This is a genomic window from Mycobacterium sp. UNC410CL29Cvi84 (genome assembly GCF_000686745.1).
Lineage (GTDB): Bacteria > Actinomycetota > Actinomycetes > Mycobacteriales > Mycobacteriaceae > Mycobacterium > Mycobacterium mucogenicum_B.
This window is the reverse complement of sequence record NZ_JMLM01000013.1, coordinates 145,676-167,791: the sequence shown is the minus strand read 5'-3', so window position 1 is coordinate 167,791 and position 22,116 is coordinate 145,676. Positions and strand designations below refer to the sequence as shown.

Annotated in this window: 20 protein-coding genes; 9 read left to right on the top strand and 11 right to left on the bottom strand. The window is 69.4% G+C overall.

What is annotated here, in order from left to right; all coding sequences use genetic code 11:
- Positions 1-2 precede the first annotated feature (2 nt).
- Complete coding sequence (locus tag BR47_RS0119600; RefSeq protein WP_029120531.1) at positions 3-452, top strand: SRPBCC family protein; 450 nt, start codon at positions 3-5, stop codon at positions 450-452.
- Here the strand turns inward: BR47_RS0119600 and BR47_RS34145 are convergent, their stop codons facing one another.
- A complete protein-coding gene (locus tag BR47_RS34145; protein ID WP_020101109.1) occupies positions 453-1,058 on the bottom strand; it encodes an LGFP repeat-containing protein in 606 nt (201 codons plus the stop codon). It lies immediately after the preceding gene.
- A gap of 202 nt (positions 1,059-1,260) precedes the next feature.
- Here BR47_RS34145 and BR47_RS0119585 point away from each other — a divergent pair, with 202 nt between their 5' ends.
- The 3 genes from BR47_RS0119585 to BR47_RS32715 are packed head-to-tail and all read left to right on the top strand — an operon-like array spanning position 1,261 to position 4,673.
- Complete coding sequence (locus BR47_RS0119585) at positions 1,261-1,545, top strand: hypothetical protein (protein WP_020101110.1); 285 nt, start codon at positions 1,261-1,263, stop codon at positions 1,543-1,545.
- A 60-nt stretch (positions 1,546-1,605) separates the two neighbouring features.
- Positions 1,606-3,159, top strand: a complete 1,554-nt coding sequence (locus BR47_RS0119580; protein ID WP_090562876.1) for a S53 family peptidase — start codon at positions 1,606-1,608, stop codon at positions 3,157-3,159.
- On the top strand, positions 3,156-4,673 hold the full coding sequence (locus BR47_RS32715; RefSeq protein WP_020101112.1) for a hypothetical protein: 1,518 nt from the start codon (positions 3,156-3,158) through the stop codon (positions 4,671-4,673). Before BR47_RS0119580 ends, BR47_RS32715 begins: the two co-directional genes overlap by 4 nt.
- On the opposite strand, the gene BR47_RS0119570 is transcribed toward BR47_RS32715, so the two are convergent.
- Positions 4,636-5,262, bottom strand: coding sequence for an NAD(P)/FAD-dependent oxidoreductase (locus BR47_RS0119570; RefSeq protein ID WP_029120527.1), 627 nt, complete (start codon positions 5,260-5,262; stop codon positions 4,636-4,638). The genes BR47_RS32715 and BR47_RS0119570 overlap by 38 nt on opposite strands.
- Positions 5,263-5,356: 94 nt before the next feature.
- Between BR47_RS0119570 and BR47_RS0119565 the strand changes: the two genes are divergently transcribed.
- Positions 5,357-5,938, top strand: a complete 582-nt coding sequence (locus BR47_RS0119565) for a TetR/AcrR family transcriptional regulator (RefSeq protein ID WP_029120526.1) — start codon at positions 5,357-5,359, stop codon at positions 5,936-5,938.
- Here the strand turns inward: BR47_RS0119565 and BR47_RS0119560 are convergent.
- Genes BR47_RS0119560 through BR47_RS0119540 form a run of 5 tightly spaced genes read right to left on the bottom strand, consistent with a single transcriptional unit; the run spans position 5,935 to position 11,904 of the window.
- On the bottom strand, positions 5,935-8,145 hold the full coding sequence (locus BR47_RS0119560; protein WP_029120525.1) for an AAA family ATPase: 2,211 nt from the start codon (positions 8,143-8,145) through the stop codon (positions 5,935-5,937). The genes BR47_RS0119565 and BR47_RS0119560 overlap by 4 nt on opposite strands.
- Complete coding sequence (gene pssA, locus BR47_RS0119555; RefSeq protein WP_020101116.1) at positions 8,142-9,032, bottom strand: CDP-diacylglycerol--serine O-phosphatidyltransferase; 891 nt, start codon at positions 9,030-9,032, stop codon at positions 8,142-8,144. Before pssA ends, BR47_RS0119560 begins: the two co-directional genes overlap by 4 nt.
- Positions 9,029-9,760, bottom strand: a complete 732-nt coding sequence (locus BR47_RS0119550; protein WP_029120524.1) for a phosphatidylserine decarboxylase — start codon at positions 9,758-9,760, stop codon at positions 9,029-9,031. The genes pssA and BR47_RS0119550 overlap by 4 nt, the downstream gene beginning before the upstream one ends.
- A gap of 31 nt (positions 9,761-9,791) precedes the next feature.
- The gene (moeA, locus tag BR47_RS0119545; protein WP_029120523.1) at positions 9,792-10,979 is read right to left on the bottom strand and encodes a molybdopterin molybdotransferase MoeA; all 1,188 of its coding nucleotides are present in this window, start codon (positions 10,977-10,979) and stop codon (positions 9,792-9,794) included.
- Positions 10,980-10,983: 4 nt separating this feature from the next.
- Positions 10,984-11,904 carry an SDR family NAD(P)-dependent oxidoreductase gene (locus BR47_RS0119540; protein ID WP_029120522.1) on the bottom strand — a complete coding sequence of 307 codons (921 nt, stop codon included), beginning with the start codon at positions 11,902-11,904 and terminating at the stop codon, positions 10,984-10,986.
- A 67-nt stretch (positions 11,905-11,971) separates the two neighbouring features.
- Here BR47_RS0119540 and BR47_RS0119535 point away from each other — a divergent pair, with 67 nt between their 5' ends.
- Positions 11,972-12,787, top strand: coding sequence for an HAD-IIA family hydrolase (locus BR47_RS0119535; protein ID WP_020101120.1), 816 nt, complete (start codon positions 11,972-11,974; stop codon positions 12,785-12,787).
- Positions 12,788-12,868: 81 nt separating this feature from the next.
- On the opposite strand, the gene BR47_RS0119530 is transcribed toward BR47_RS0119535, so the two are convergent.
- Complete coding sequence (locus tag BR47_RS0119530; RefSeq protein ID WP_029105144.1) at positions 12,869-14,587, bottom strand: DEAD/DEAH box helicase; 1,719 nt, start codon at positions 14,585-14,587, stop codon at positions 12,869-12,871.
- Positions 14,588-14,617: 30 nt separating this feature from the next.
- Positions 14,618-15,259 carry a TetR/AcrR family transcriptional regulator gene (locus tag BR47_RS30920; RefSeq protein WP_020101122.1) on the bottom strand — a complete coding sequence of 214 codons (642 nt, stop codon included), beginning with the start codon at positions 15,257-15,259 and terminating at the stop codon, positions 14,618-14,620.
- A 113-nt stretch (positions 15,260-15,372) separates the two neighbouring features.
- On the opposite strand from BR47_RS30920, the gene BR47_RS0119520 reads away from it, so the two are divergent.
- Positions 15,373-18,132, top strand: a complete 2,760-nt coding sequence (locus BR47_RS0119520) for a helix-turn-helix transcriptional regulator (protein ID WP_177127407.1) — start codon at positions 15,373-15,375, stop codon at positions 18,130-18,132.
- 61 nt (positions 18,133-18,193) lie between these two features.
- Here the strand turns inward: BR47_RS0119520 and BR47_RS32175 are convergent, their stop codons facing one another.
- The gene (locus tag BR47_RS32175; protein WP_051634890.1) at positions 18,194-19,693 is read right to left on the bottom strand and encodes a hypothetical protein; all 1,500 of its coding nucleotides are present in this window, start codon (positions 19,691-19,693) and stop codon (positions 18,194-18,196) included.
- Between the two features lie 290 nt (positions 19,694-19,983).
- Positions 19,984-20,481 carry a cupin domain-containing protein gene (locus BR47_RS0119510; protein WP_029120520.1) on the bottom strand — a complete coding sequence of 166 codons (498 nt, stop codon included), beginning with the start codon at positions 20,479-20,481 and terminating at the stop codon, positions 19,984-19,986.
- 135 nt (positions 20,482-20,616) lie between these two features.
- Between BR47_RS0119510 and BR47_RS0119505 the strand changes: the two genes are divergently transcribed.
- Complete coding sequence (locus tag BR47_RS0119505) at positions 20,617-21,378, top strand: polysaccharide deacetylase family protein (protein ID WP_029105146.1); 762 nt, start codon at positions 20,617-20,619, stop codon at positions 21,376-21,378.
- A gap of 31 nt (positions 21,379-21,409) precedes the next feature.
- Complete coding sequence (locus tag BR47_RS0119500; RefSeq protein ID WP_036420525.1) at positions 21,410-22,087, top strand: M24 family metallopeptidase; 678 nt, start codon at positions 21,410-21,412, stop codon at positions 22,085-22,087.
- Positions 22,088-22,116 lie beyond the last annotated feature (29 nt).

Sequence of the window (22,116 nt, the reverse complement as noted above, 5' to 3'; positions counted from 1 at the left end):
TCGTGGACAACGAAATTCGGGTCGTCAGCGCCAGCCGTGACATCGCCGCCCCGGCGGCGCGGATCTTCGAGCTGATCGCCGACCCCGCACAGCAGCCGCGCTGGGACGGCAACGACAACCTGGCGGAGGCGGCCGCCGGCCAACGCGTCCGCGCCGTGGGGGACGTTTTCGTCATGGGCCTGACGGTCGGCGCCATCCGGGAGAACCACGTCGTCGAATTCGACGAGGGCCGGCGCATCGCGTGGAAGCCGTCGGAACCGGGACTGCCGCAGCCGGGGCACCTGTGGCGCTGGGAGCTCGAGCCCATCGACGACGGGCACACCCGCGTCACCCACACCTACGACTGGACCGCACTGACCGACGAGAAGCGGCTCAACCGCGCCCGGCAGACGTCGCCCGACTGGCTGCAGGCGTCATTGGCGCGGCTTGCCGCGCTGGCCGAGGAGCAGTGACTACTGCTTGGGCGTGATGGTGGCCTTGAAGGTGCCGTCACCCTGGTTCAGCCAAGTGATGGTGCCCTTCTGGAACTCGCTGATCCAGCCACCTTTGGGCGCGTCCGGGCCGCCCGCGGTCTGGCTCTCGTCTGTCGTGGGGAACCCCAGCTCGCCGGCGGCGCCACCTTTCTCGGTGTACTCGCGGAGGATCTCGCCCTGCACCAGGTGGGTCCCGGTCGTCGGCGAGGAGAAGATGGTGCCCTTCGCGAACGCCTGCACCGTCCCGTCACCGACCTTCTGCGGCTGGGCGGTCGGCTGGCCGAGGGCAGCTTCGCCGCCGGCTTTCTGATAGGCCTCGGCGATGGGGCCGTCGAGGGTGACTTCGCCCACGCCCGGCACGTTCGTGGTCGTCGGCGAGCCGGCGATCGCCGACGACACGGCGCTCGAGGCGGAACTGGCCGCAGAACTGGCTGCGGACGATCCCGCGCTGGCTCCGGAGCTGGCGGCCGACGTAGCGTTGGATCCGATCTCCTTGGCCTGTGAGCAGGCAATCAGGGCAGCGCTGCTGACGGCAGCGATGCCGATGGTGGCGGCGGTACGGCGTAAGAGTTGTTCGGTGTTCACGAGGACCTCGTTCCCCGTGTAACGGCTTGCGAAACGATTATTTGCCAGCGGTAACGGAATCCCAGCGTTGGGTCAGATGTCCCAGCAATGAAATGGCCCGATCGGTATGCTGTGAATAGCGAATCGGCATTACGATCGCGATGCCCGTTTCTTCGTAGCTACGGCTGTCGGGGCGAACGGAATGGACAAAAGGAGAATCGGTATGACCACCGTTCGGAACTCGACCCGCAAGAAGATGGTGGCCGGCCTCGCCGTGACCGCCGGACTCGCGATGGGCCTGCTGTCTTCCTGTGGCGAGAAGGCCAAGGAAGAGCCGACCACCACCACGAGCACCACCACCACGACGTCGGCACCCGCCTCGTCGTCGCCGGTGACGCCGAGCGAGAAGGGCGGGCCCACCAAGGGTGGCAACTCGTTCTCCCCGTCGGTCAAGGCCCCGGGACCGCAGACCGCGTTGCCGGGCAACGTCATCACAGCTCCCCACTAGAACGGGAGTTCCATCCCAGTAAGTCGCCGATGCGCCGTACGGCGCATCGGCGCAGTACTGGTGGCAGCCGGGCTGACGGCGCTGGCGTCGGCCGGCCCGCCTGCTGAACGGGGTGGCCGACTGGCACTGTCCGGTCCGCTGGCCCATCTGCTCTCGGCGTCGGTCGACCTCGGCCCGTCGGCAGCAGCCCACGTTGAACTCACCGCTGCGCTGACACGTGCCACTCGGCCCGATGGGCTGATCCAATGGGCAAGTGCTGCAGGGCTTTCGGTGCAATGGCGTCCCGGCGACGACTGGGCCACCGTCGAAGGCGACGCCCGTGCCATGGCGCGGGCGTTGCGCGTCGATGTCCGCGACTACCGCGGGCGCCGCGGGCAGACCTTCTACGCCGCGACCAGTCAGCCTGAGCTGCCGCCGTCGTTGGTGCCCGAGTTGAGCGGATTCGGCAGGCTCCTCGGCTTCGCGCCATTTCGGGAGTCGCGGCCGCTGATCATGCCGCGCGACGTCCCCGCCGGTGGTCTCACGGCCCAGGATCTGCGCCGCGCCTACAACGTCTTTCCGCTGTCCGATCAGGGATACACGGGCAAGGGCCGGACCATCGTCATCTTCGGTTTCGACGGTTTCGATCAATCCGATCTCGACATGTTTGCCGACCTGAGCCAGTTGCCGCGCTTCACCCCCATCGTGGTGGGTGACATGCCATCCGAACGCACCGGCGAAACCACGATGGATCTCCAGATGGCCCACGCCATCGCGCCCGACGCCCAAACCGTCTACGTCAATGCCCGGCCGACGGTGTCCGGCGACGGCGCCTACCGCAAGATCGGCGAGATGATGGCCGACGCCGACCGGCGCTTCCCCGGCGCCGAGTGGAGCCTGTCGATCGGCTGGGGCTGCGACAAGATGCTCACGGCTGCCGATCTGGCGCCGGTGCGCTCGGCGCTGGCGCGGGCGCACCGCAGCGGCACCACCGCCTTCGACGCCAGTGGCGACCTGGCGGGCCTGGAATGCAAAGGCGGGCAGGACTGGTCGGCACCGCCGAGCATCGACGACATCGGACTGGACTCGGTGGCGTCGGTACCCGAGATGACGGCCGTCGGCGGCACCACGCTGTCCACCGATGAACACGGCCAGTGGCTGGGTGAACTGGCCTGGTTCGACGTGCCGCTGACGCACGGCAGTGGGGGCGGGGTGTCCGCGCTGTTCGACCGGCCGGCATGGCAACGGGGTGTGCCATCGGACCGCGGTCGCAACAAGCGGCTCGTCCCCGACGTCTCGGCGGTTGCGGATTTCTTCACCGGAGCCCGCATGGTGTTCGGCGGCGAGACGGTGCTGGCCGGTGGCACGTCCATGTCCGCGCCGATCTGGGCCGGGATGGCCGCGGTGATCGACCAGTACCTGCTGGATCATGGCGGACGACTGCTCGGCGACCTGAACCCGTTGTTGTACCGCCTGGAGCGGGCCGGCCGACTCCCGGCGTTCCACGATGTCACCGTCGGGGGTAACGCGATAGCGATGGCCGGCCCCGGCTTCGACTCCGTCACCGGCCTGGGCACGCCCGATGTCGACAAGCTGGCGCGCAGCCTGCTCGTGGCGCAGGGGACGACCGGATGAGCGGCATCGGACTGGTGAGCACGCTGTTCCCACAGCTGCCGGCACGCACCCACCGGTCGTTCCAGATCGGGGTGGTCGCCTTCGTCGCCTGGCTCGCGGGCGCCGCGGCGCTGCGACTTCCGGGTTTGTTCATCTCGACTGTGGCCGTCGGGATTCCGCTGCTGTTCGCGCTGTACGTCCGACAGCTGGACTACCGGGGTCCGGCGAAGGTCCGGTTGCTCGTGAGCGCGGGCCTGGGCATGGCGTTCGGCGTGGCGTTCGCCTTCGGGTCCGGGGCTGTCGTCGCACGCGCTTACGGCGTCCCGCTCGAAAGTGGCGTTGCCGCAGTGCATCTGCGGACGTTGGAGGCCGGGCTCTCGGCGGTGGAGGCCCTGGTCGTCATCGCGCCCACCCTGCTCCTCCGGGTATTCAGTCCCGGTGACCGAAAGGCGTTGTACGGCTACGTCATCGGCGCGGCCGGCGCGCTCGGCGTGACGGCCGCGACGACCATGGTCCGGATGTTCGCCCAGCTGGATTCTGGGCTCGTGGACCATGACCAGCCGTTGGCGGATTTCCTCATCGAGGCCGTGATCCGTGGCATCGCCATGCCCGCCACCGCGGCCGCCGCTGCCGGCATGCTCGGTGCCGCACTGTGGTTCCGGCCCCGCGGCAACCGGATCTGGTGGCGGGTACTGCTGATCGCGGTCGTGCCGGTACTGGCGCACGTGTGGCTCGGCGACGAGGATTCGGCCGACATCTCGCAGTGGGCGAAGCTGGCCTGGCACGTCGCGTTCGCTGTGCTGGGGGTGCTGCTGCTCCGACTGGTCCTGCGGATGACATTGCGGCACGAAGAATCCGGCGACGACGCGGTCCACACCGAGCGAGCGCTGTCCGCGCCGCGGCTGGTCGGGATCTGGACCGCGGTCGTCGTGGTGCTGGCCCTCGGGCTGGTCGGTGTCGCCGCCGCGACGACCCAACCGGTGGCGCGGTATCAGTGCCCGCCCAATTGCGGTCACCCGCTGATGGGGAAGCCCGTGGTGATCAACCCGCGATTCACCGCTCCCGACGGCGCATTCAGCGTCTCCTATCCGGCGCCGGGTACCGCCTACTCGGTGACGATGGACGACGTCGGCGTGACGGCCCAATACACCGGTGGCACCGGCGGGATCATGCGGCTGTGGGGGGAACCGGCGCGCGGCCGTGACGCCAAGGACATCACCATGACGTTGCTGTTGGACAAGTTCCCGGACTCACGGGTGGCGTACGAGATACCCAACACGTTGGTGGGATATCACCCGGGTTACGGCGTCGCGGCCGACGACTGGCCGGACGGACAGAACGTCGTCGCGTCACGGACCCGCATCCTGGTCATGGTGGCCGTGAAGGACGACCTCGCATTGGTCGCCGCCGCGGCCGGACCGTTCAGCGAATTCGGTCCCGGATCCGGCCCGCCGACCGGGGCCAGCCTGGAGCTGGCCGCGGATATGGGCAAGTACGTCAACAGTTTTCGGTGGCGGGGCGAACCGCCGCGCTGACGGCGACCGGCTCGCGCGCCGGCCGCTGGACCAGATGATCCCTCGGGGTGAAGCGGTTGGTTCGACGGCGGAAATCGGCAGTGCCGCGCGGCCGGAAGCCGGCATAGTTCTGTTGGGCCGCGGGGGTCGGTTCGACCGCGGCGAAGCCGAAGTCGCGGGCGTAGGACACTGCCGCGGCGACGTAGTCCGCCTGCGACTCCCGCATCTGTTCGACCGAGTTGTGGCGCAGGCCGATGTCAGGGCCGTGCACCAGGTAGCAGTTCGGGAAGCCGTGGACGGATGTCCCCAGATAGGCGCCGGGCTCGCCGTCCCAGCTCTCGGCCATGGAAACGCCCTCGGTGCCGAACACTCGGTCCGCCAGAGCGTCGGTGTCGACGACGACGTGGGTTGCCGTCTGTTCGCCGCTCGCGGTCGTGATGTGCCAGCGTTGCCGGCCGGTCTGCCAGTGCAATGCCATCGCGTCGTCGATGTCGTGTTCGACCAGAACGACGTCGTCGACCGCGGCCTGATGCAGCCGAACCACCGCCGCGAGGGCCCCTGGGCCGGTGCCCACGATCGCGACGTGGTGGTGGGGTACAGGCTGGTTCATCGGTGGTCGGCTGCCTTCGGTCGATATGATGTAAACGCTGCTCACATTTATATGGGGCAATGTAAACAGTGTCAACATTTGTGAGACGGGACGCATGATGACGTCGAAAGTGACGTACCACCACGGCGATCTGCGGACCGCGCTGGTGCAGTCGGCGCTGGCGTTGCTGGAAGAGGAGGGCGCCGCGGCGTTGTCGATGCGCGCCGTCGCCCGGCACGCCGGGGTCACCGCGGCCGCCCCCTACCGGCATTACCAGGACCGTGACGCGCTGATGTCCGCCGTCGCGGCCGTCGGTTATCGCGAACTGGCTCAGGACCTCGTGGCCGTCAGCCCGTCACCGTCGACGGCCGACGAGATCGCCGACGTCGCCATCGCCTACGTCCAGTTCGCGCTGCGGCGTCCCGCCCTCTTCCGGGCGATGTTCAGCGAGCAGGGCGATGCCGGCAGCCCCGAGCGGGCCGACGCCGTCGCGGCGATCTCGGCCTACCTCCGCGCGAACGTCGCCCGCGTGTTCCCGGATGCGGATGCCGACGCGTTGAGCGACGCCGTCTGGGCGCTGGTGCACGGCCTGGCGTTCCTGTTCCTGGACGGCAAGTTCGACAGCACCGACCCCGGTGAGCTGGAACGCCGCGTCCGGGCCGCGATGCGTGCCGTCGTGGGTCTGGCAGGGTCCTAGTGGCCCTCGGCGAACTCCCGAAGTGATTGCACCTGAACGGGATCCAGTGACGGCCGCACCGTCTCACGGGCCTTGGCCACGTCGGCCGCGGTGACATCGGCGGCGTCGATGGACCGGCGCATCGCGGTCAGCGCCGCCTCGCGCAGCAGGGCGACGCAATCGGCGGCGCTGTAGCCGTCGAGCTCACCCGCCAGCTCGCCGAGGTCGACCTCGGGCGTCAGGGGGATGGATTTGCTTGCGGTACGCAGGATGTCGCGACGGGCGTCGGCGTCGGGCGGCTCGACGAACACCAGCTTCTCCAGTCGGCCCGGTCTCAGCAGCGCGGGATCGATCAGATCCGGCCGGTTGGTGGCACCCACCACCACGACGTCGCGCAGCGGGTTGATGCCGTCCAGCTCGGTGAGCAATGCGGCCACCACGCGGTCGGTGACGCCGGAATCGAAGCTCTGCCCGCGGCGCGGCGCCAGCGCGTCCATCTCGTCAAGGAACACCAGTGACGGCGCGGAATCGCGTGCGCGCTGGAACAATTCGCGCACCGCACGCTCCGACGAGCCGACCCATTTGTCCATCAACTCGGCGCCCTTGACGGCATGCACCGACAACCGGCCCGAGCTGGCCAATGCCCGCACCAGGAACGTCTTGCCGCAGCCGGGCGGCCCGTAGAGCAGCACCCCGCGCGGCGGTTCCACGCCCAACCGCTCGAAGGTGTCCGGGTGCTGCAGCGGCCACAGGACCGCTTCGGTCAGCGCCTGTTTCGTCGCCACCATGTCGCCGACGTCGTCGAGGGTCACCGACCCGACCGCGACCTCCTCGGTCGCCGACCGCGACAGCGGCCGGATCACCGACAGTGCACCGGTCAGATCATCCTGGGTCAGCGCCGGTTCGGCACCGTCGGCGCTGGCTCGGGCGGCCGCCCGCAGCGCGGCCTCACGCACCAGGGCCGCCAGATCGGCGACGACGAATCCCGGTGTGCGCTGGGCGATCTCATCGAGATTGAGCTCCTTGGCGGGAACCGACCGCAGCAGGACCTCCAGCAGCGCCTTGCGGGTGGCCGCGTCGGGCAGGGTGAGTCCCAGCTCGCGGTCGCAGAGATCGGGCGCGCGCAGGCGCGCGTCCACACCGTCGGGCACAGCCGATGTCGCGATGAATGCCACACCGCGGCTGGCGACGGCCTTGCGGAGCTCGGTCAGGATCAGCGTGGCCACGGGCTCGGCGACGGCGGGCAGCAGTGCGTCGATGTCGGTGATGAGCAGGACGCCACCGCCGTCGCGCACTGAACTCACCGCAGCCGCGACACCGGCCAGCCGGTCCTCCGCACGCAGCGCCCCGACCTCCGGCCCGTCGAGCTCGACAAGTCGACGCGATGCGCACACCGTGCGCACCATGGCGGCCTTCCCGACGCCCGCGGGCCCGGTCACCAGGACGCCCAGATTGGCAGTGGCGCCCAACGTTTCGAGCAACTTGGGCTCGTCCAGGGCCAGCTTGAGCCACTCGGTCAGGCGGGTCACCTGGGCGGTCATGCCCTTGAGATCGTCGATCGAAAAAGCTTGGGCATCAACGGTTTCGGCGGGGGAGATCACCGGCTGTGCGGCTGCGGTGGCCGCGACGACGGTCGCGTCGCTCCAGCTGACCACCGAATTCGGTTGCACACTGACCGGGCCGGCGGGGTCGACGCCCGTCACGGTGAGCAGTTCCGAGGTCCAGGTGATGCCGACCTGGGTGGCCAGCGCCGCGGTCGCCGCGGACGTCGAGGTGCCCGGCCCGAGATCGCGCGGCAGCAGCGACACCGTGTCGCCGACCGTCATCACCTTGCCCAGCAATGCCATTCGCAACGTCGCCGGCGATATCGAGCTGCTGGCCAGCCGCGAACCGCTGACGGTCACGGAGCGGGCGCCGTACACCGTCGCGGGACACACCAGCACCGGCGCGTCGGCCCGGATGCCGGCATTGGACAGCGTCACGTCGTCGAGCAGTGCCGTGCCCGGGGGCGTCCCGGCGGCGGCCACGCCGACCACCGCGCAGGTGGTGCGCGTGCCGGTCAGCGACACCGCGTCCCACTCGCGGATGCCCAGGGCGGCAATCGCTTCCGGGTGCAGCATCACCACGCCGCGACGGGCGTCGAGTGCAGAGGTGTTGAGCCGTGCGGTGAGCCGCAATTGGCCCGGTGGGGGTTCAGGTGACGCCGCGTCCCGCACGCCCTGCGTCATCGACGCGGACCCGGCCTACGCAACCGCAGTCGGGCCGTGGACCGGCGCTGTCCGCGGTCGGTGCGACGCGGCTGCGCACGACGGATGGCGCGGCGTGCCTGTCGCTGTTCCTTGGGTTTGTCATCCCAGACTTCGGGGTGCGCACGCAGCCAGGCCTTGGTCCGGATGGCGAACGGGATGTGCAGCACGTAGGCGACGATGATCACCAGGATCACGATGTAGCCGTACATCACCGACGCGGCCACCAGGATGGCCAGCAGCGCCAACAGCGGCAACGCCATGTTCGGCGGGATGGCGAAGGTGTGCACCTTGCGCATCGGCACGGTGCTGACCACCAGCAGCGAGACACCGATCAGCCAGATGCAGATGAACACCTGACCCCAGTGCGAATCCCACCACGGGCCGGGGAACTGCATCTTGGCCGCCAGTGGGCCGATGGCGCCGATCGCGCCGGCCGGGGCCGGCATACCGGTGAAGAACTCCTTCTCGAACGCCGGGCCCTCCACGTCGAGCATGGCGTTGAAGCGGGCCAGGCGCAGCACGATGCACACCGCGTACAGCAGCACCACGATCCAGGCCAGCGGCGAGGTGTTGTGCTCCAGCAGCGTCGCGTACACGATGAACGCCGGTGCCACACCGAAGTTCACGGCGTCGGCCAGCGAGTCGATCTCGGCGCCCATCTTGGACGTGGCGTTGAGCATGCGGGCCGCGCGGCCGTCGAGCGCGTCGAGGATCGCGGCACCGGCCAGCAGCGCCATGGCCTCGGTGGGCCGGTGGTCGAGCGCGTACTTGACCGCCGTCAGACCCAGGCAGATGGCCGCGACCGTCAGGGCGCTGGGGACCAGCTTCCGCAGGCTCACCTGCGGAGTCTTGATCCGGGGTTTCATGCCGGCGATCCGGTGGTCGGGAGTTCTGCCAGCACGGTCTCGCCGCCGATGGCGCGCTGCCCGATCTCGACTTCGATCACCGAGCCCTTGGGCAGGTAGGTGTCCAGGCGGGAGCCGAACCGGATCAGGCCGTACGTCTCGCCGAGCGCCAGGTGCGCACCCGGGTGCGTGTTGCACACGATGCGGCGGGCCAGCAGACCGGCGAGCTGCACCGCGACGACGTCATGGCCGTCGGCGGTGCGCAGCCAGATGCTGTTGCGCTCGTTGTCCTCGCTGGCCTCGGCCTTGTCGGCGGACAGGAACTGGCCCGGCTTGTGCTTGACGGTGATCACCTCACCGGCCACCGGCGCGCGCTGCACATGCGCGTCGAACAGGGACAGGAAGATGCTGATCCGCGGCAGCGGCTCGTCGGACAGGTTCAGCTCGGCGGGCGGGACGGCCTCGTCGATCAGCGTCACCTGGCCGTCGGCCGGCGCGACGACGACGCCGGGCCGGCTCGGTGGTGTCCGCGGCGGATGCCGGAAGAACCCGGCGCACGCGGCGGCCGCGGTGAGACCGGCCGCCCGGACCCAGCGCTTGCGGTGGCCGATGGCGGCGACACCGAGGGCACCGCCGACGAACGGCAGCCCGGCCGGGTGGATCGGGGGAACGGTGGAGCGGACCAGGTCGACGAAACGTGACAGTTCGGACTCTGGAGTGTCAGCTGGGGGACGCGCAGGTCTGGCCATGGGGACTCGATTCTACGGTTTGCGGGGGCCTCTAACTGAGATCCCAGACGGGCACGGGCGATCCAGCCGCTAATTCGATCACGTCCTCGCCGATGTCCAGCAGGCAGTTTGCCGTCGCCAGCCACCGCAGGTGGTGCGACGCCGGCGGTCCGTAGCTGCTCACCTGCTCATCGGTGCCGAGCACGCCGCGGCGGAACTGGCGTTTCCCGGCGGGGGAGGTCAGCTTCTCGGTGAGGGTCGCCGAGCGGCGCGGCCTCTCGGATGGCAGCCCCATCGCGGCGCGCAGCGGCGGCCGGATGAACACCTCGAACGACACCAGCGCCGAGACCGGGTTGCCCGGCAGCGTGATGATCGGTGTCCCGTTGACAGTGCCGGCGCCCTGCGGCATGCCGGGCTGCATGGCGACCTTCACGAACTCGACTTCTCGGGAGAGGGCGTCCTTCACCACCTCGTAGGCGCCGGCGCTGACGCCGCCGGTGGTGACGATCAGGTCGACGTCTCTGGCGTGACCGGCCAGGGTCTCCCGGAACAGCGCGACGTCATCGGAGGTCGCCGGTGCGGTCGTGACGTCGGCGCCGGCGTCACGCAGCGCGGCGGCCAGCATCACGGCGTTGGACTCGTAGATCTGGCCCGGCTGCAGCGGTGTGCCCGGTTTGACCAGCTCCGTTCCGGTGGACAGCACCAGGACCCGTTGCCGCGGAATCACTTTCAGCTCAGCCAGGCCCAGGGCGGCGGCCAGGCCCAGGGCCGCGGGCGACAGCACCTCGCCGGCGGGCAACACCGTCATCCCGGCGGTGACGTCCTCGCCGGCGCGGCGGATGCTTCGGCCTTCGGGGACCGCCGAGTAGATCGACACGACGTCGGTCGCCCCGTCGGTGGCCTCGACCTGGACCACCGCGGTGGCCCCGGCCGGCAGCATGGCGCCGGTCATGATGCGGTGCGCGGTGCCGGGCGCCAAGGTCAGCAGGTCGGTGCGGCCGGCCGGAATATCTTCGGCGACAGGCAGTTTCACCGGGTTGTCGGCGGAGGCGGTGGCCACGTCGGCGGCCAGGACGGCGTAACCGTCCATCGCCGAGTTGTCGAAACCGGGCAGCGACAGCGGCGCCACCACGTCCTCGGCAAGCGCGAGCCCGAGGGCGTCGGCGAGCGGTACGGCGACGGCCGGCCGGGTGCTGATCAACCCGGCGACGACCTGCTGATGTTCCTCGACGGTCCGCATCGCGCTAGATGGTGAAGGTGACGCCGGTGAGCTCTTCGGACACCGTCCACAACCGCCGCTGGATGCCGGCGTCGTGAGACTGGGCACTCGACTGCACCAGCACCGGGTGGCCGACCAGCTGCCGGATACCGGACGGGCCGTAATACTCGCCGCCCCGCGCGTCGGGGTCGACGGCAGCCCGCAGCGTGGCCAGCGCGCCGACCTCGGGGCTATTGGCGACCAGTCCGCTGATCTGGTTGAAGCCGGGCAGGCTCGAGCCGGGGATGTGGCGCATCAGCTCGGTGTTGGAGATGCCCGGATGGGCCGCGACCGAGATGGTTTCGGCGTTCGTGGCCACGAGCCGGCGTTGCAGCTCATAGGCGAACATCAGGTTGGCCAGCTTCGACTGACCGTAGGCGGCGACCCGGTTGTAGCGGCGTTTCTCCCACTGCAGGTCGGTGAAGTCGATCTTCCCGAGGATGCGGTGCGCGATGCTGCCGAGGGTCACCACCCGCGAGCCCGGGACGGACAGCAGGTTCTCGATGAGCAGGCCGGTGAGCGCGAAGGCGCCGAGATGGTTGGTGCCGAACTGCAATTCGAAGCCGTCGGCCGTGGTCTGCTTGGGCGGATACATCACGCCGGCGTTGTTGATCAGCAGGTCGATCCGCGGATAGGCCGCGCGCAGGTCGTCGGCCGCCGCGCGGACCGAAGCCAGGGAACCCAGGTCCAGCTTCTGCACGACGACGTCCGCGTTCGGGGTGCTCGCCCGCAGCCGCACGGCGGCGTCGTCACCCTTGGCGGTGTCGCGCACCGCCATCACCACGCGAGCGCCCTTGCCCGCCAATACCCGTGCCGTCTCGTAACCCAGCCCGGTGTTGGAGCCGGTGACGATCGCCACCCGCCCTGTCTGGTCCGGCACATCGTTGGCGGTCCATTTGGTGGTCATGGCCGAAGACACTACCGAGCGGACCGCCTGAGTTGCGCGGGAGCGGCGGGCGTTTACTGTCGGCACCATGGCAATCGGCGGGGTCCTCTTCGACATCGATGGTGTCCTGGTGACCTCGTGGCGTCCGATCGACGGTGCGGCCGAGACCTTGCGGGCGCTGGAGGAGCACCAGATCGCCCGCTCGTTCCTGACCAACACCACCACGCGGACCCGGGAGCAGATTGCCGAATTGCTTTGTGCGGCAGGCATTGACGTCGCCGCCGACGAGGTCGTCACCGCCGCGGTGCTGACGGCCGACTACGTGCGCGACCGCTATCCCGGCGCCCGATGTTTCCTGGTGAACAGCGGCCAGATCGGTGCCGACATGCCCGGTGTCGATCTGGTGTACGCCTCCGACTTCGCTGGATCGCAGCAGCCCGACACGCCCGATGTGGTGCTGCTCGGTGGCGCGGGACCCGAATACACGCATCTGACCCTCAGCTGGGTCTACGACTGGATGGCCCGTGGCGTCCCCGTGGTCGCCATGCACCGCAGCAACGCGTGGAACACCGCCGACGGCCTGCGGGTGGACACCGGGCTCTATCTGGCCGGGCTGGAACAGACCACCGGCTATCAGGGCACCGCCGTCGGCAAGCCCGCACCCGCCGGGTTCTTCACCGCGGCCGCGCGGCTCGGCGTCGAACCCGAAGAGATGTACATGGTCGGCGACGACCTCAACAACGACGTGCTCGCGGCCCAGGTCGTCGGCATGACGGGCGTGCTGGTGCGCACCGGCAAGTTCCGCCAGGACACGCTGGACCGTTGGGCCGCAGACGAATTCGCGATGCAGCCGAACTACGTGGTGGACTCCGTCGCGGATCTGCCGGAGCTGCTCGGGCTCTAGGCCGCACGACGATCAAGCGGCGAGGTACGAGCCGCGTTGTGGGGGTACCTCCCGCTTGCGGGGGCGAGTGTGGCAAGTAGATTAAGCCGTCAGCTCGCGCTGCATGTTGCGGATCGCGGCGATGCGGTCCTGCAGCTGTTCGCGGGTCGCGGCCGCCACCGGGGGGCCGGGGTGCCGGCGCCGCAGCTCGTTGTGAATCCAGCCGTGCGGCCGGCCCGTGCGGTGATGGAACGCAGCAACCAGCAGGTTCAGCTCTTTGCGCAGCTCGCGCAGCTGGCCGTGCGTGGTCATGGGGGGAGGCGGTGCGCCCGTGGCGGCGGCCTTGGCGCTGCGCTTCTGGAGCTGCTCGTCCTGGCGCTTGCTCAGCAGATCCCGCATCTGACTGGGGTCGAGCAGACCCGGGATGCCCAGGTAGTCGGCTTCCTCGTCGCTGCCGGTCTCCGTCGCGGTACCGAACGACGAGCCGTCGAAGATCACCTGATCCAGCTCGGCGTCCGAACCGAGCATCTCGAAGCCGTTCTCCAGCTCCGACTTCTCGTCTTCCTTCTTCTGCGCCTGCTCGAGCAGTTCGTCGTCGAGCCCGTCGGACACGCGGTGCGGCTTGCCGAGCACGTGGTTGCGCTCGCGCTCCAGCTCGCTGGCCAGCTCCAGCAGGTTCGGCACCGACGGCAGGAAGATGCTGGCCGTCTCACCCTTGCGGCGCAGGCGCACGAACCGGCCGATCGCCTGCGCGAAGAACAGGGGAGTCGACGCACTCGTGGCGTACACCCCGACCGCGAGCCGCGGCACGTCGACGCCCTCGGACACCATGCGGACCGCGACGAGCCAGCGGCTGGTGCCCTCGGAGAACTGCGAGATGCGCGCCGACGCCGTCGGGTCATCCGACAGGATGACCGTCGCCTCCTCACCGGTGATGGTGTGCAGCAACTTGGCGTAGGCGCGGGCCGTCGTCTGGTCGGTGGCGATGATCATGCCGCCGGCGTCCGGGATGCTCTGCCGCAACTGGCCCAGCCGCTTGTTGGCCGCGGCGATCACCGCAGGCATCCATTCACCCTCGGGGTTCAGTGCGGTGCGCCAGGCCCGGGCCGTCTGCTCGGCAGTGAGTGGTTCGCCGAGTCGAGCCGCGTGCTCCTCGCCGGCGCTGTCGCGCCAGCGGGCCTCACCGGAGTAGGCCATGAACACCACCGGGCGCACCACGCCGTCGGCGAGCGCGTCGGAGTAGCCGTAGGTGTGGTCGGCCACCGACTGCTGATGGCCGCTGCCGTCGGGCTCGTACTGCACGAACGGGATGGGGCTGTCGTCTGACCGGAACGGGGTCCCGGTCAGGCAGAGGCGCCGCGTCGCGTCGTCGTAGGCCTCGCGGATGGCCTCGCCCCAGCTCTTCGCGTCGCCGCCGTGGTGGACCTCGTCGAAGATCACCAGCGTCTTGTGGTTCTCGGTGCGCACCCGGTGCTTGGTCGGGTGGCTCGCGACCTGGGCGTAGGTGACGACGATGCCGTGGTAGTCCGAGGACGTCTGGCCCGTCGAGTTGCTGAACTTGGGGTCCAGCGCCATGCCGACGCGCGCGGCGGCTTCCGCCCACTGCGTCTTGAGGTGCTCGGTCGGGACGACGACCACAACCTGGTCGACGGTGCGCTCCGTCAGCAACTCACCGGCGATCCGCAGGGCGAAGGTCGTTTTGCCTGCGCCCGGCGTTGCGACCGCAAGAAAATCACGTGGCTTGGCGGTCAGATACCGCACCAAAGCCCGACGCTGCCAGCCCCGCAAAGCCTGGGTGCTGGGCGCTGCATAAGCCCGCACCCGAAGACTCCTCCTTGGTCGAAGGGCAGTCTAGGGCAACGGGTTTGGCGGATGCACATTTGCCCGGCGTGTCCTGGCGCTCGGCTCGTCGGTGTCGCCGGCCGACGTGGTGATCAGGCGCGTCACCGCGTCGCAGACGATCGCCTTGCGCTGGGCGTGGTCGTCGATGCCGATCACGGCGAGCAGTGTGGGGCTGAGGTTGTGCCACATCGACGCGATGGTGAGGACCAGGGTGAACAGCACCGGCGCGGGAAGTTCACCGGTGAGCTTGCCCTCGGCCTGGGCGGCGGCGATGGACGCGATCTGCTCGTGCATCGTCTCGCCGGGAAAGCCCGCGGCGGAGTCGTCGGCCCGTTCGAGTCGGTGCCAGGCGATCAGCCGGCCGACTTCGGGCTGGCCGGCGTAGACGTCGATCAGGTGCGCGGCATAGCCGGGCAGGTCGTCGGCGACCACCGGGCTGTCGGCGAAGAACCGCTGTGTCATCGAAGCCCAGACGGCGTCGAACAGCTGATCTTTGCTGCCGAAGTAGTGATAGATCTGCGCCTTGTTGGCGCCGGCGTTGGCGGCGATGCGATCAACCCGCGCCCCGGCGATGCCGTACTGGGCGAATTCGGTGGTCGCCGCGCAGAGCAGCCGCGCGCGAGTGGCGTCGGAATCCCGCGGGTGGCCCATTTCGGGGATTTTAGCTTCTTGGTCGGCGTTTGCTAACTAACTAATTAGTTGACAGTGGAGTGAGGCCTGCCTAACGTTCGGCATCGGGTGGGATGTGGATCACAGGAGGTGGTGTGGTCGCTGAGCCCTGTCAGCAGCGGTTGGCCGTGCCGCCACCGGAGCTCGTCGGTCGCGGCGAACAGCTTTCGAGGTTGATGGCCGCGATCAGCGATACCCCGCGCGGGCGCACCGTGGTGGTCTCCGGTGCAGCCGGGTCCGGCAAGACCGCGCTGCTCGACGCCGCCTGCCGCCACGCCTGCGAGGTCGGTTTCCGGGTGCTGTCGATCGCCGGGACGCCGGGTGAATCCGACACCCCGTTCGCCGGTGTGCACCAGCTGATCCACGCGCTCGGGTGTTGGGGCGGCGAGGCCGAGCAATACCACCGCATCATCGACGAGGCGCTGCGATCGCCGAGCGGAGAGCAACTCGACACCGTCCGGGTCGCCATGGCCCTGCTCGAACTTCTCGGCGCCGTCGAGCGGCAGCAATCGGTCCTGGTCTGCATCGATGACGGGCAGTGGCTCGACGCGCCGTCGCGCACCGCGATGATGTTCGCGGCCCGTCGCAGCGCAGGGCGGTCCCTGACCGTCGTGCTGGCGATCCCGGCGACGGCCGGAAAGATCCTCAGCGGTGGCGGCCGCGCCGTCGAGATCGAGCTGTCGCCGCTCGAGCGCGCCGATGCCGCCGTGCTGCTCGACCGGCAGCCGGTTGTACCGCGCGGGTTACGGCGCGAGCAGGTGCTGACCGCGGCCGCGGGTAACCCGGCGGCCGTCATCGCCTTCGCCGAGACCGCCGCGGCCGACGACGTCACGGTGGGTCCCGCCGCCGAACCCTTGGCGCTGCCCGACGCCAGCCTCGGTATTTACAGCCGCCGCCTGTCGCTGCTGCCCGGTGCGACGCGGGCCGCGCTGCTGGTACTCGCGGCGGCATCCGACCAGGATCTGCGGCAGCTGATGCCCGCGGCGCTGGCGGACCCCGAGATCCTCGCGCCGGCCGAGGTCGCCGGGATCGTCCGTGTGACGTCGAGCGGGGTGCGGTTCCTGGACCCGCTGATCCGGTCGGCGGCGTATCACCGGGCGCCGGCGACGGCCCGCTCGGCGGCGCATCTCCGACTGGCCGACGCCCTGACGGCGCTGCCGCACCGGCAGGCCTGGCATCGCGCGCACGCGGCGCTCAAACCCGACGATGCGCTGGCCGCGCAGCTGGCCGACACCTGCGACGAGGTGCTGCGCCGGGACGGCTATCTGGCCGCCGCGGTGACCATGCAGCGCGCCGCGATGCTGACCACCGATGCCGGTGAGCACGCCCGGCATCTGGTCCGGGCGGCGCCGCTGGCCCGCAACGCCGGTGACCCGCACTGGGCCGCGGCGCTCAGCCGGTGTGCGCTCGACGGCGTCGATGACGTCATCTCCCGGGTGCGCGCCCACACCGAGTTGGGGTCGGCGCGGTGCTGGCATGCCGACAATCAGCGGGTTCTGGACATGCTGCTCGAGTCGGCCGGACTGGCGATCGATATCGCCCCCGCGATCGCCTGGGAGTCGCTCCGGGTGGCCGCGACAGTGAGTTTCATCGCCGACGACGCCGCGGGGCGATGCGGCGTCACCCGTCTGCTACGGCAGTTGGAGGACGCCGCGCCACCGGGGAACGTGTCTGCGCTCGCCGACCGGCTGTGGATCCGCACCGCCACCGATCCGCACCTGGCCCATCTGCAGTTGCCGGAGATCATCGCGCTGTCCGGTCGGGTCGGCGACGCCGTCGGGCTCACCGCCGTCGGTGCGTCGGCCTGGCTCGCCGGGGAACCCGACCTCGCGGTGCGCTGCCTGCGCGGCGCACACACCGGAGCGCTGGCACCGCGCTTCGGCGGCTTGGCGTCGACCGCCCTGTGCTGGGCTTTCGTGGAGTCGGGCCGCTGGGACGAGGCCGTCGACGCGGCGGCCACCATGAGCTCGTCGGCGGTCGTCGCCGGCGTTCCCGTCGTCGCCCGCATCGCGGATCTGGTGATCGCCACGGTCGCTGCCCGACGCGGTCAGATCGCCACCAGCCGCGAGCGACTCAAGTCGGCCGCCGCGTTGGCCGACTTCCGGGACCGGCCCGCGCTGGCGGCGTGGATACACCACGTCGCGGGGTCGATCGCGCTGGCCGAGAACCAGGACACGACCGCGTACGCCGAATTGGCGGAGCTGTTCGACGAATCCGGATTGCCGTTGCACGCGTATGCGTCGTATCTGGCGCTGCCGGACTACGCCGAGGCCGCGGTGTCGACGGGCCGGATCGGCCAAGCCCGCGATCAACTGGCCCGAATCCTGAGTCATCTGCCCAGGTCCGTGTCACCGCGGTTGACCCAGCTGGTCGCGCACGCGGACGCCGTCCTCAATCCGGACACCGCCGGGGCGCGCTATTTCGAGGCCCTCGCCGATCCGGCCGGCAACCGCTGGCCGTTCGAGCGGGCGCGGCTGCGGATCAGCTACGCCGGCTGGCTGCGCCGGCACCGACGCCGCCGGGACTGCCAGCATCAGTTGGCCGCGGCCCTGACCGTCATGCAGGACCTCGGCGCGGCGCCGTGGGTCGACCTGTGTACCCGGGAACTGCGGGCGGCCGGGGTGCGTCCGCAGTCGTCATCGGTGCAGACCGGCGCATTGAGCTCGCAGGAACACAACGTGGTCTACCTCGTGAGCGAGGGGTACACCAATCCGCAGATCGCGACGATCTTGAACCTGTCGGTGCGAACGGTGTCCAACCACCTGTATCGATCGTTTCCCAAGCTCGGTGTCACGAGCCGTCATCAGATCCATGATGTGGCGCGCCCCGCGACCTGGACGAGCGATCGTCCCTGACGGCCGCAAATGAAAAGTCGGCGGCGACGGAAAATCCGCCGCCGCCGACCGGTGTTACTCGTCAGGCCGCGCTGTGCGACTTCGACTTGGTCTTCGAGCCGGTGTGAGAGCCCTTGTCACTGCCGCCCTTGGTGCTGCCACCCTTGGCGCCCGAGTCCGATCCGGAGGCCGAACCCGAGGTTGAACCCGAGCCCGAGGTCGAACCCGAGTCGGAGCCCGCCTTGCCCTGATTGCCCTTGCGACCGGGGGTGGTCGTCTTGGTGCCATCGCTGCCCGAGGACGAGGACGAGGACGAGGACGACGACGACGAGGACGAACCGGAGCCCGAGCTGTTGGAGCTGGAGCTGGAACCCGTCTTGGTGTCACCGGCCTTGGTGTCACCCGACTTGCTGTCGCCGGACTTGCCGTCACCGGCCGAGGTCGAGCCCGAGGTCGAGCCCGTCGTGCCGTCGGTGCTCGAGCCCGTCGACGTGCCGGTCTTGGTGGTGCCCTCGGTGTTCGAGCTGCCGGCCGTGCCGTCGCTCGATGTTCCGGTGGTATCGCCCGTCGGGCTGCCGGCCTTGGTGGTGCCCTCGGTTGCCGAACCGGTCGACTCGCTCGTCGACCCGGCCGTCTTGGTCTTGTCGGTGCTCGCGGTGTCGGTCGTCACGGCCTTGGTCGTCGCGGCGGTGCTCAGCGTCACCGTCGCGGCCGTGGTGGAGGGCAGGGCGGTGATGTCGGAGGCGGCCTTGGTGGTGGTCGTCGCGGCCGTCGCAGCCGGCTTGGCCGGGGTGATGTCGTTGAGGATCGACTTCACGACGGCGACGATCGCCTGCACCGTGCCGGCGATCGTGGTGCCGCCGGGGACGGTTGCCCCGCCGCCGAACAGGCCGCCGCCATAGATGTTGAAGCCGGGGATGTTGATTCCCAGCAGCGCACCGAGGTTGGGTCCGTAGCCACCGTTGAGCAGGCCGTCGATGACGGTGGCCGGCGCCTGGATGACGGCGGTCGCCAGCTTGCCGAGGTCGCCGGCCTTCACCGCGTTGATGACGTTCTGGGTGGCGGTGCCCATCGCGCCCAGGGTGCTGGCGACCGGTCCGATGAGGCCGACGCCGAGCTCGAGCAGGATGTTCGGCAGATCGTTGGCGATGTTGATGACGCTCTTCAGCGGCTGCGAAATCAGGTTGCCCAGGGCCTTCGGCAGGGGCCCGATCGGGTTGATCGCGGCGAAGATGGGCAGCACGATCGCCAGCTGGAGGTTGTTGAGCGCGCCCTCGACGTTGGCCTTGCCGAGGTCGTTGAAGGCGGCCCCGAGGTAGCCGGGCACCTCTTTGGTCAGCGCCGTGACCACGGCCTTGCCGCTCTCGCCGAGGGCGTTGACCAGACCGCCGATGGTGCCGACCTGGTTGGTCAGCACCTGGCGCAGGATCGGGAACAGGCCCAGCTCCATATAGGACTTGAGGTCGGCCTGCAGGTTTGCGGTGGCCGTCCCGAGCACCTGGCCGTACAGGTCGAACGGACTGCTGGTCAGGTTGACGGCGGCGGTCGACATCGCGTGACTGATGGACGGGAGCGACGGCATGTGCGCCAGTGGTTGGACGGGAGTGACTGCGATGGCTCCTGCCGTCAGCAGTGTGGCTCCGGAAAGGACGGACGATCGAACGGCGGCGTGCAAGATGGGTTTCCTCTCATTCGCTGCGGCCGGACGGTGGCGGCAGCGTCTACCTGACTTTTCCGTCGGTTCGATCACGGATCGAACAAATATTGACGGCAACGCACATCATGGGATGTTTGTGTTACTGGCCGGTAGAGACAAATGACTCAATGTGCACCGCTCGAGAGGAACGCCGGTCCTGGCCCGACCGCCGGGCGCTATTCCACGAAGAAGTTGTCGTGCTTGATGAACCACTCACGACGTTCGTCGTCGGTCATGTCGGCGAGTTCGCCGAACCCTTCGAAATAGGCCTCCCGGGGAGCGCCCGGGGCGAACAACATCAGAACCGACGCGGACTCGTCGGCCTCGTTGCGGAAACCGTGGATGCCGCCCGGCGGGACGTAGAGGAAGTCGTTGGGGCCGGCCTCGACCCAGTCGCTGCCGTCGTAGAGCGTCATGGTGCCGGACAGCACGAAGAAAGCCTCGGACATGGCGCGGTGGAAATGCGGGCCCGGGCCGCCGCCGTGCGGCGCGATGTCGACGCGGTACAGGCCGTAGTCGCCCGCGGTCTTCTTCTGGTTGGCCAGGTAGTGGTACTGGATCACGCCGTGCGAGTCGTAATCGGGCGGCTCGTCACCGCGTCGCAGCGTGGCACTTACTTCCGGCTGATCGGATGTGTACCGGGCCGGGGGATAAGGCGGTACTACCAACGACATGATCGACTCCTGGTGGCCATCGAGCATCGGCTCCTCGACTCTCAACCATAGGGTGGCCCGCCGTTCACGTGGTTCGCGGCGAACTCACAGGCTCCGGACACTCGGTGTTCAGAGTCCCGGCCTAGCGTCCGTCCGGTGATAACCAGACGCGCCTTCCTGGCTGCTGGGGCGGCGGCCGCCGGTTCGCTGGCATTGGCCGCACCGAGCGCCGCAGCGCAGGATCCGAGCGCCGTCGCCGGCCAGTACGCGCGCCGGGTACCGACCCAGTGGGGGATGGCGCTGCCCGGGATCGTCACCTCGGTCCCCGCGGGCGGGCGCCAGATCGCCCTGACGTTCGACGCCTGCCGCGGCGGTGTCGACGAGGCGCTGCTCGACACGTTGCAGCGCAACAACGTGCCCGCGGTGCTCTTCTTCAACTCCCGGTGGATCGACCAGCACCCGGACCGGGCCGCGCAGCTGGCCGCCAACCCGCTGTTCGAGATCGGCAACCACGGCACCCGTCATGTGCCGCTGTCGGTGACCGGTCGTGCCGCTTATGGCATCGCCGGCACACGGTCGGCCGCCGAGGTCGTCGACGAGGTGTGGGGCAACCAGCTGAAGCTCACCGCGTTGACCGGCCGGGCGCCCACCTGGTTCCGGCCGGGCACCGCCCACTACGACGACGTGGCCGTGCAGATCGTGCGCGACCTCGGGTTGCAGCCGCTCGGCTTCAGCGTCAACGGCGACTGCGGCGCCACCTTGCCGGCCGCCCGGGTGCGCGCGAATGTCGTTGGTGCGCAGCCCGGTTCTGTCGTCATCTCCCACATGAACCATCCGGGCTCGGGTACCGCAGCCGGCTACGCCGGGGCCATCGCCGATATGCGGGCGGCCGGGTGGGAGTTCGTGCGGCCCGCCTAGCATCGGTGCGGTGGAGAAGTTTGACGAGGGCATGCGGGCCGCGCGGCTTCTGGATGCTCAGGACAAAGCAGCGGAACTGTTCGTCGCCATCGAGGAACGCGGGCTGATCCGGCCCGGCGTCGGCGAGCGTCAGGTGACCGACGAGATCCGTGATCTGGCGGCCGAAATCCTCGGCGTCACGCGGCACTGGCACAAGCGGATCGTGCACGGCGGCGAGAACACGCTCGCGACCGCGCGGGAGAACCCGCCCGACCGGGTGATCGCCGACGACGACATCGTGTTCGTCGACCTCGGCCCGCTCTTCGAGGAGTGGGAAGCCGACTTCGGCCGCACCTTCGTGCTCGGTGACGATCCGCGAAAGCTGGCCTTGCGCAACGACTTACCCAAAGTGTGGGAAGCGGCGCGGGCGCACTTCGAGTCGACCCCGGATATCACCGGCGCGCAGCTGTTCGACCACGTCGTCGAGCTGAGTCGCGCCGCCGGCTGGGAATTCGGCGGTGCGATCGCCGGACACCTCGTGGGGGAGTTCCCGCACGAGAAGATTCGTGGCCACGAGATCGACTCCTATGTGGCACCCGGCTCGGACCTGCCGATGCGGCGCCTGGATTCCCAAGGGCGGCAATGCCATTGGATTCTCGAAGTGCACCTCGTCGAACCGGGCCGGCAGTTCGGCGGGTTCCAGGAAGAGTTGTTGGATCTACGGAGGTGACGGCATCCGGCCGTCCTGAATAGCCGAAT

What these genes read in the sequence shown, in the direction of transcription:
- BR47_RS32715 (WP_020101112.1), top strand. Translation starts at nt 3,156, where the DNA reads ATGAGCGGCATCGGACTGGTGAGCACGCTGTTCCCACAGCTGCCGGCA.
- pssA (WP_020101116.1), bottom strand. Translation starts at nt 9,032, where the DNA reads ATGAAACCCCGGATCAAGACTCCGCAGGTGAGCCTGCGGAAGCTGGTC.
- BR47_RS0119570 (WP_029120527.1), bottom strand. Translation starts at nt 5,262, where the DNA reads ATGAACCAGCCTGTACCCCACCACCACGTCGCGATCGTGGGCACCGGC.
- BR47_RS0119560 (WP_029120525.1), bottom strand. Translation starts at nt 8,145, where the DNA reads ATGACGCAGGGCGTGCGGGACGCGGCGTCACCTGAACCCCCACCGGGC.
- moeA (WP_029120523.1), bottom strand. Translation starts at nt 10,979, where the DNA reads ATGCGGACCGTCGAGGAACATCAGCAGGTCGTCGCCGGGTTGATCAGC.
- BR47_RS0119550 (WP_029120524.1), bottom strand. Translation starts at nt 9,760, where the DNA reads ATGGCCAGACCTGCGCGTCCCCCAGCTGACACTCCAGAGTCCGAACTG.
- BR47_RS0119540 (WP_029120522.1), bottom strand. Translation starts at nt 11,904, where the DNA reads ATGACCACCAAATGGACCGCCAACGATGTGCCGGACCAGACAGGGCGG.
- BR47_RS0119535 (WP_020101120.1), top strand. Translation starts at nt 11,972, where the DNA reads ATGGCAATCGGCGGGGTCCTCTTCGACATCGATGGTGTCCTGGTGACC.
- BR47_RS30920 (WP_020101122.1), bottom strand. Translation starts at nt 15,259, where the DNA reads ATGGGCCACCCGCGGGATTCCGACGCCACTCGCGCGCGGCTGCTCTGC.
- BR47_RS0119585 (WP_020101110.1), top strand. Translation starts at nt 1,261, where the DNA reads ATGACCACCGTTCGGAACTCGACCCGCAAGAAGATGGTGGCCGGCCTC.
- BR47_RS0119510 (WP_029120520.1), bottom strand. Translation starts at nt 20,481, where the DNA reads ATGTCGTTGGTAGTACCGCCTTATCCCCCGGCCCGGTACACATCCGAT.
- BR47_RS0119565 (WP_029120526.1), top strand. Translation starts at nt 5,357, where the DNA reads ATGATGACGTCGAAAGTGACGTACCACCACGGCGATCTGCGGACCGCG.
- BR47_RS0119500 (WP_036420525.1), top strand. Translation starts at nt 21,410, where the DNA reads ATGCGGGCCGCGCGGCTTCTGGATGCTCAGGACAAAGCAGCGGAACTG.
- BR47_RS32175 (WP_051634890.1), bottom strand. Translation starts at nt 19,693, where the DNA reads ATGCCGTCGCTCCCGTCCATCAGTCACGCGATGTCGACCGCCGCCGTC.